This window comes from Agromyces tardus (genome assembly GCF_003710805.1).
Classification (GTDB): Bacteria; Actinomycetota; Actinomycetes; order Actinomycetales; family Microbacteriaceae; genus Agromyces; species Agromyces tardus.
Map to the genome: position 1 here is coordinate 1 of NZ_RHHB01000085.1, position 5,352 is coordinate 5,352.

General features: G+C 70.1%; 5 protein-coding genes. All 5 read right to left on the reverse strand.

Features of this window, described 5'->3' with window-relative positions; all coding sequences use genetic code 11:
• Nucleotides 1-864, reverse strand: an 864-nt coding sequence (locus EDM22_RS19170) for a serine/threonine-protein kinase (protein WP_138708148.1), incomplete at its 3' end; no start/stop codon positions are given.
• A complete protein-coding gene (locus EDM22_RS19175) occupies nucleotides 861-2,315 on the reverse strand; it encodes a peptidoglycan D,D-transpeptidase FtsI family protein (RefSeq protein WP_122938690.1) in 1,455 nt (484 codons plus the stop codon). The genes EDM22_RS19170 and EDM22_RS19175, both read right to left, overlap by 4 nt.
• Nucleotides 2,312-3,715: an FtsW/RodA/SpoVE family cell cycle protein gene (locus EDM22_RS19180; protein ID WP_245989566.1), complete on the reverse strand. Its 1,404-nt coding sequence runs from the start codon at nucleotides 3,713-3,715 to the stop codon at nucleotides 2,312-2,314. The genes EDM22_RS19175 and EDM22_RS19180 overlap by 4 nt, the downstream gene beginning before the upstream one ends.
• Entirely contained in the window at nucleotides 3,708-4,940 is a 1,233-nt protein-coding gene (locus EDM22_RS19185) for a PP2C family protein-serine/threonine phosphatase (protein WP_122938691.1), read from the reverse strand. The genes EDM22_RS19180 and EDM22_RS19185 overlap by 8 nt, the downstream gene beginning before the upstream one ends.
• A gap of 3 nt (nucleotides 4,941-4,943) precedes the next feature.
• Nucleotides 4,944-5,352 (reverse strand): FHA domain-containing protein FhaB/FipA (locus EDM22_RS19190; RefSeq protein ID WP_138708149.1); only part of this gene is annotated, 409 nt, incomplete at its 5' end.

The following is a 5,352-nucleotide window of genomic DNA, read 5'->3' on the forward strand; positions in this document are numbered from 1 at the left end:
CCCGGCGCCGAGCACCGCCGGCACCGCGGCCGCTGCGCCCTGCACGTCGCCGCGTCGGAGCGCCGTGGCGGCGCGCGCGAGGTGCGCCGCCGTCTGCGGGCGGTCGGCCGGGTTCTTGGCGATGCAGGAGTAGACGAGGTTGCGCACGGGCTCGGACACCGTGACGGGGAGGTCGGGCGGCGTCTCGTTGATCTGCGCCATCGCGATGGCGACCTGCGACTCGCCGGTGAACGGCCGTCGGCCCGCGAGCGCCTCGTACGCGACGATGCCGAGGGAGTAGATGTCGGTCGTGGGCGACGCAGGGTGGCCGGAGGCCTGCTCGGGCGAGAGGTACTGCACGGTGCCCATGACCTGGCCGGTCGCGGTGAGCGGCACCTGGTCGGCGATGCGCGCGATGCCGAAGTCGGTGATCTTGACCCGGCCGTCGGGCGTGATGAGGAGGTTCCCGGGCTTGATGTCGCGGTGCACGAGGCCGGCCGCGTGCGCGGCCTGCAGCGCGCCCGCGGTCTGCGCCACGATGTCGAGGACCTTGTCGGTCGAGAGCACGTGCTCCCGCTCGAGGATCGTCGAGAGCGCCTCGCCGGGCACGAGCTCCATCACGAGGTAGGCGCTGCCGTCCTCCTCGCCGTAGTCGAAGACGTTCGCGATGCCCTCGTGGTTCACGAGCGCGGCGTGCCGGGCCTCGGCGCGGAACCGCTCGAGGAAGCCGGGGTCGCCGAGGTACTCGTCCTTCAGGATCTTGATCGCGACCTGCCGGCCGATCACGAGATCGGTGGCCTGCCACACCTCGCCCATGCCGCCGATCGCGATCCGGGACTGCAGCTCATAGCGCCCACCGAAGGTGAGTCCAGCGCTCGGTCTCATTTGTTCAGCACCGCCTCTAGTACCTGTTTCGCAATCGGTGCGGCAATCAGGTTGCCGTACCCCTCCTGGCCAAGCCCTCCGCCGTCCTCCACGAGCACCGTGATCGCATACTGAGGGTCGTCTGCGGGGGCAAATCCGGTGAACCAGAGGGTGTATGGATCGTCCTCGCCGTTCTCGGCTGTTCCGGTCTTACCGGCCACGCTGACGCCGTCTATTCTTGCATTACTCGCGGCACCGGTTTCGACGCCGTTCACCATCATCCTCGTCATGGTCGACGCGGTCTCCTCACTGATCGCACGGCCGTACTCGGAGGGCTGGAACTCGTCGATCGGAGTGAAGTCCGGAGCGATGATCGCGTCGACGAGATCGGGGTTCATCACGATGCCGCCGTTGGCGATCGCGGCCGACACCATGGCCATCTGCATGGGGGTCGCCCGCACATCGCCCTGGCCGAACGCGCTGAGCCCCGTCTGCGGCTCGTCGAGCCCCCGGGGGTAGACGCTCGGCTCGGTCGCGGAGGGGATCGCGAACTCGTCGTTGAAGCCGAACTTCTCGGCCTGCTCGCGGATGGCCGTGTCGCCGAGCTGCATGCCCAGCTCGGCCATGGGGATGTTGCAGGAGAGCCGCAGCGCATCGGCGAGCGTCACCTCGGCGCCGCCGCCGCACGTGCCGCCGCCGGAATTGCGCACGACCGCGTCCGTGCCCGGCAGCGTGAGCGAGGCGGGGTTGGGGAAGGTGCTGTCAGGGGTGTACTGGCCGGACTCGAGCGCGGCGGCGACGACGACGAGCTTGAACGTCGACCCGGGCGGGTTCATGTCGCCGCCGGTCGCGCGGTTGAAGAGCGGGTCGCCCGGGTCTGCGAGCAGTGCGTCGTAGGTCACCTGCACCTCTTCGCTGTTGTGCACGGCCATGCGGTTCGGGTCGAAGGTGGGCTTCGTGACCATCGCGAGGATCCGGCCCGTCGAGGGCTCGGTGACGATGACGGCGCCGGTGTAGTCGCCGAGCGCATCCCACGCCGCCTGCTGCGCGACAGGGTCGATCGCGACCTCCACTGAGGCGCCCATCGGGTCCTGGCCCGAGATGAGCCGGTTGAGCGAGTCGAAGAACTGCGACGAGCTGCGGCCGCTCAGCTCGTCGTTGAGCGACCGCTCGAGGCCGGTCGCCTCGCCGTTCACGGGGATGTACCCGGTCACCGCTCCGTAGAGGGGCCCGTTGGAGTACACGCGCTGGAACTTGTAGTCGTCGCCCGACGGCTGCGAGAAGGCGATGGGCTCCCCGCCGACCAGGATCGGCCCGCGCTCCACGGAGTAGCTCGCGTAGAGCGTGCGGGAGTTGCGCGGGTCGGCCGCGAGGTTCTCGGCCTGCGCGTACTGGATCACCGTCGAGGACACGAAGAGGGCCAAGAACATGAGGAGAGCGACCATCGTCACCCGCTTGAGTTCGCGATTCATCCGTCGATCACCAGCCTCGGGTGGTTGCGCACCGTGTCGGAGAGCCGGAGCAGCAGCGCCACGATGATCCAGTTCGCGACGAGCGAGGAACCGCCCGCCGCGAGGAACGGCGTCGTGAGTCCGGTGAGCGGGATGACCCGGGTGACGCCGCCGACCACGATGAACACCTGGAGCGCGAGCACGAACGCGAGGCCCACGCCGAGGAGCTTGCCGAAGTCGTCCTGTCCGGCGAAGCCGATGCGGAAGCCTCGCGCGACGAACAGCAGGTAGAGGGCGAGGATCGCGAAGACCCCGGCCAGGCCGAGCTCCTCGCCGAGGCTGGCGATGATGTAGTCGCTCTGCGGTACGGGGGTGAGGTCGGGGCGCCCCTGCCCGAGGCCGGTGCCGATCAGGCCGCCGTTGGCGAGGCCGAACAGGCCCTGCACGAGCTGGTAGCTGCCGCCGTACTGCGCGTCGAAGCGCTCCGGGCTGAAGGGGTCGAGCCAGTTCGCGAAGCGGTTGCCGACGTAGTCGAGCGTCTGGCTCGCGACGAGCGCGCCGCCGAAGAACAGCGCGAGGCCGAGCACGACCCACGAGAGCCGGCTGGTGGCGACGTACAGCATCACGAGGAAGAGGCCGAAGTAGAGCAGCGCCGTGCCGAGGTCGCGCTGGAAGACGATCACCGACATGGACAGCGCCCACACGACGAGCAGCGGTCCGAGGTCGCGCGCGCGGGGGAATCGCATGCCGAGGAAGGTCCTGCCGACCATCGACAGCGAGTCGCGGTTGCGCACGAGGTACCCCGCGAAGAACACGGCCAGGGCGATCTTCGCGATCTCACCGGGCTGGAACGTGGCGAAGTCGCCGAACCCGATCCACACCCGCGCACCGCTCACCTCCCGGCCGATCCCCGGCAGCAGCGGCAGCAGGAGCAGCACGATCGCGATGAGTCCCGACAGGTAGGTGTAGCGGAACAGCACGCGGTGGTTGCGGATGATCAGGATCGTCGCGATGCCCGCGACGATCGCGATGGCACTCCACACGATCTGCCGCACCGCGGCGCTCTCCCACCCGACGTCGCCGTTCGCGATGTCGATGCGGTAGATCATCGCGATGCCGAGGCCGTTGAGCACCGTCGCGATGGGCAGGAGGAACGGGTCGGCGTCGCGCGCGACGAAGCGCATCGCGACGTGCAGGCCGAAGACGAGGACCGAGAGGCCCGCGCCGAGCAGCACGAGCTGGGTGTCGACCCGGCCGAGCGCACCGAGCTGCACGAGCACGATCGCGCCCGCGTTGATGACGCATGCGACGATGAGCAGCCCGAGTTCGAGGTTGCGCAGTTTCTGCGGCAGGCGGATGCGGCGCACGCTGCCGGTCGCGGGAGGGCGGCCCTGCGCGACCGCCGAGTTCTGGTCAGTCAAGGGATTCCTCCAATCGCTTCACGATGCGGATCGCCTCGTTGAGCGACCCCGCGCTGATCGACTGCTCCACCCGCTGCTGGTCGTAGGTGCGGAGGTCGGCGATGTCGATGCGGGTCTCGGAGTGCAGCTCGTGCAGCGAGATCGGGCCGAGGTCCTGCTGGATGCCCTGGTAGATCGCGACCCGCCCGTTGTACTCGCCCACGTAGTAGCGCGTCTGCGTCCACTGGTAGCCGAGCGCGAACGCCGCGACGATGGCCCCGATGAGGAGCACGATCCACAGCCCCCACATGATGGTGCGGCGTCGACGCCGGCGCTCGTCCTCCTCGATGAGCTCGTCGAAGAAATCGGCCGAGTCGGGCTCGAAGTGCGTCTCCTGCACGGGGTGCGGGCGGAACGGCGTGAGGCGGATGCCGCGACTGCGCGCCGGCTCGGCCGCAGCGCCGAACGCGAGCGGCGCCGCCGCCGAGCCGACCACGAGCGGCGGGGTCTCGGGTGCGGGCGGCTCGCCGATGTCCACGACGACGACCGTGACGTTGTCGGGGGCGCCGCCGTCGAGCGACGCCTTCACGAGGCGGTCGGCGACCTGCTTGGCGCCGACATCCGCCGACATCATCTCGAGGATGTCCTCGAACGCCACGACGCCCGACAGGCCGTCGGAGCACAGCATCCAGCGGTCGCCCGGGCGGGTGTCGAGCATCATCGTGTCGACCTCGGGGGAGGACTCGACGTCGCCGAGCACGCGCATGAGCACCGAGCGCCGCGGGTGCACCATCGCCTCCTCGGCGGTGATGCGACCGGCGTCGACGAGTCGCTGCACGAAGGTGTGGTCGGTGGTGATCTGGCTGAGCTCGCCCGAACGCAGGAGGTAGACGCGCGAGTCGCCGATGTGCGAGAGCACGACGCCGTCGCCCCGAACCAGCAGGGCGCTCACCGTCGTGCCCATGCCGGTGAGCTCGGAGTGGTCGCGCACGGTCTCGGCGAGGCGGCGGTTGGCGGAGGCCAGCGCCTCCTCGAGCGCGGCCGCGGCCGCCGGAGCCGACGGGTAGTCGGCGTCGGCCTCGGCGATGCGCTGGGTGGCGATCGCGCTCGCGACGTCGCCGCCCGCGTGGCCGCCCATGCCGTCCGCCACGAGGAACAGCCGGCGCCCGGCGTAGCCGGAGTCCTGGTTGTTCGAGCGGACCTTCCCGACATGCGAGACCGCTGCGCTCGCCTTCACGTTCGCCATCGGCTACCGTCGCAGCTCGAACGTCGTCGCTCCGACCTTGACGGTGGCTCCGAGCGGGATCGGGGTCGGCACGGTCACTCGGGAGCCGTTGAGGAAGGTGCCGTTCGTGGAATCGAGGTCCTGGATCATCCAGCGCCCGTTCCAGAGCATGAGGCGGGCGTGGTGCGTGGAGGTGTAGTCGTCGCGGATGATGATCGCCGAGTCGCTCGAGCGCCCGATCGTGATCTCGTCGCGACCGAGCGGGAACTCCGCGCCGGCCTTCGCGCCGCTCGTGATGACGAGCCGGGTGGCGTTGTCGGTCGTGGCGTCGGCGCCGATGCCGCCGCCGGGCGTGGTCGTGGGCACCGGCCGGGCCACGGGCGCGGTCGCGCCCGCCGCAGGCATCGCGGGCGCCGGGGCGGGGAACGCGGCC

Excerpts from the sequence above, each read along its gene's own strand:
- EDM22_RS19175 (WP_122938690.1), bottom strand. The coding sequence starts at position 2,315 with ATGAATCGCGAACTCAAGCGGGTGACGATGGTCGCTCTCCTCATGTTC.
- EDM22_RS19185 (WP_122938691.1), bottom strand. The coding sequence starts at position 4,940 with ATGGCGAACGTGAAGGCGAGCGCAGCGGTCTCGCATGTCGGGAAGGTC.